Here is a 2,898-nt window from a genome sequence, read left to right as displayed (position 1 = left end):
AGGTAGGGGAAGTAGGGGAGGCAGGGGAGGCAGGGAGAAGATAACAACTGACCAATGACCAATGACCAATGACCAATGACCAATGACAAATGACCAATGACCAATGACCAATGACCAATGACCAATGACCAATGACCAATGACAAATGACAAATGACAAATGACAAATGACAAATGACAAATGACCAATGACCAATGACCAATGACCAATGACCAATGACAAATGACAAATGACAAATGACAAATCTCGTTTCCAAATAGGTAACAGTCACAGCTTCTTTAAGCCTGATCATTTATGCTAAAAGTTATGCACTCAACCGCCAATCCGACTATACCAAAATCACATTGGGAGGATTTAAACCAAATCCCAGTCCCAAACACAACTCAATGGGAAAATATTAAAACTCAGTTAGATTTAGTGCTATTAGCCCTAGAAACCTTAACTGGTATTGGTTCAGAAGCCATGCTGTCAGCCGCAGTTAGTCTGAACTTAGAATCCAAAGTACCAGATCGGGTGGCATTGTGGCGATTGCGGCAATCCAATCCCCTCCGCAAAAGTCAAGGGGGACGGAAAAAGTTAGATGTGGAAGAAGCGCGATCGCTAGTTCTCATTATCTGCTATCTCGCCAAACAACACCAAGAATTAATTCGTCGGGCTGTAGGTTTATTAGAACAATTGACAGCAAATAAGCAAAAACCTCACCAAGCCGCCCTATTAGGAGACTATATAGACGCTTTTTGTAATACCTACCAAGACCGGATGGAAGAGGAAGAAGCAACTTCAACAGATTTGCTTACCAACCTCGCCCTCAAACTGTTAATAAATTTACTCTTTTATAGTGCATCTGGTGGACATCGGCGGTTGTGGTTAGCACTCATAGACCTTTCCACAAAATAATTTGGGATTTTTGATTTTCATTCCCCATCTAAAATCCAAAATAACTATTTTTTTCTTTGTAATTGTTGTTATGTCTCCATCCAATTCTGTAATTCGTCGCTACACCCCCCCGACTTGTACATTAGAAATATCAGCGCAAAATTCCCCTTTGTCAAGGTGGACAGACAAAACGGTGATTAGTGATCTCAGTTTTAGCTTGCGATTTGATGATCCGCGACTACCAGAAGCAAGTACAATAATCATTGAGGGCGATCGCCAGCAACTAGAAATTTTATGTGATACCGTTACCACCTACGTTCAACAGATTCTGCAACAATCTGCGGAAGATTTTAGTATTACCTTATTAGGCAGTGATCATCCCCACGCAACATCAGAACCAGAATTAACAGACATTCTCCCATCTCTCCTTCCTACCCAAAATATCCCATCCTTTAAAACCCAAACTTCCCAAACAAAAGCATATTTAGAACCCAGTCATAATTTAACTCATCAACTCTTTTTTGGTGATCTTGCTAACGAAACATCTGGACAAGTAATTGAACTGAGTTTACTACAACTATTTGATTTAGCAACAGCTTTAGACGAATACTCATCTGATATAGTCGTCTTACCAACTACCAGCCATCAAATTATTAAACCGAGTCTACCTCAGTGGGCCCCTATCGCCGCAGTCTTAGTATTAGCAGCCGGTTTAACACCATTCACCTGGCAATATGCCAATAACATTCAGAAAAATCGCCAGAAAGTCGCCAAAAACGCCCTCCAGTCTCCCGAACCAGTTGCTATAGAACCTACTCGACAAGATCCTATACCAACACCGTCCCTGCCGTTAATCACCCCTCAACCCCAACTAACACCACCACTTCCTAACCTGAGTACCCCCGCACCACCCCTTTCCTTTCCTAATGCAACCATCCCAGCCGCACCATCACAAACATCTCAACCGCCATTAACCATACCATCCGATACTTCCTCCTATCCCTTACCAGCCATCATCCCCAATTCCAACATCACAAAAGTAACAAAAGCCATCCCAAATGCTTCAACTATTCTCAATAAAAAAGGAATAAATCCCCCCAAATCCAAGAATGTACCATCTGAGATTACCCAACCATCCCAGTCTATTGCCACCATCCCCAACAACAATTTGAGTAATATTCCGAACCTAATTCCCACCCCTGCTGCTGCGGAATTATTGCCAAGTGTTGCCGGAAATACTATCCCAGAACAGGCATCTCCAATAGAAAATCAAGATAGTTTAGCAAGCAGATTAAGAACCGCAACCAAACCCACCTCAGATACCCCATCTACTGATAATAAAACGTTATTTGATACACCTCAAATAGCAGAAGCGAGAGAATACCTCAACAAGCGTTGGCAACCACCAACCGGACTTTCTCAAACTCTAGAATATAGTTTAACATTGAGTATTGACGGCAAAATCGAGAGAATTTTACCATTAAATCAAGTCGCCAGAGAATACATTGATAGTAGTGGTATTCCCGAAATTGGCAAACCCTTTGTTTCTAGTAATAAAGCTGGGCAAAACTTGAGAATCCGAGTTATCCTCAGTCCTGATAGCAAGGTACAAACATTTCCAGAAACACCATAATCATCGAAAATTTGATTTTGGTACTCTACAGTAGGGTGTGTTACCGACAGCGTAACGCACCATTATTAATAATTTAAGTAAGTGAACATAAATACAATTGATATAAAGTCGCTTTTTCAAGTTCTATTTGTGCATGAGGATTGAATTCAAGAAACATCAGCGATTCCTTAATCTTTGCAATTCACCTTGTTGATTATAGAATCTTATTTTACCTTTCAAGTTTTACCAAATTACAGGACAGTCATAGTTTTGGAAAACTGAGTCTCGACTAATTAATGTGGCATTTTCAACTTTAGATTGAGCTATTAGAAGTCTATCAAATGGATATTTGTGGTGTAGAGGTAAGTTTTTTAGTTCCAGAATATGGAGAAATATTATAGATACTAAAG

At 40.4% G+C, this 2,898-nt stretch carries 2 protein-coding genes and 1 pseudogene; 2 read left to right on the top strand and 1 reads right to left on the bottom strand.

The window, feature by feature from the left end; all coding sequences use genetic code 11:
• Nucleotides 1–243, bottom strand: a pseudogene (locus IQ228_RS26960) (hypothetical protein); the annotation flags it as partial.
• 51 nt (nt 244–294) lie between these two features.
• Here IQ228_RS26960 and IQ228_RS24265 point away from each other — a divergent pair.
• Together IQ228_RS24265 and IQ228_RS24260 are read left to right on the top strand one after the other, a co-directional pair.
• Entirely contained in the window at nt 295–897 is a 603-nt protein-coding gene (locus tag IQ228_RS24265) for a DUF3038 domain-containing protein (RefSeq protein WP_027401925.1), read from the top strand.
• A gap of 70 nt (nt 898–967) precedes the next feature.
• Nucleotides 968–2,509: a DUF4335 domain-containing protein gene (locus IQ228_RS24260; RefSeq protein ID WP_193964726.1), complete on the top strand. Its 1,542-nt coding sequence runs from the start codon at nt 968–970 to the stop codon at nt 2,507–2,509.
• Nucleotides 2,510–2,898 lie beyond the last annotated feature (389 nt).

The sequence above is a fragment of the Dolichospermum sp. LEGE 00246 genome, from assembly GCF_015207865.1.
Lineage (GTDB): Bacteria > Cyanobacteriota > Cyanobacteriia > Cyanobacteriales > Nostocaceae > Dolichospermum > Dolichospermum heterosporum.
Note: the sequence above shows the minus strand (reverse complement) of the source record. Positions and strands in the feature narration are given on the sequence as shown.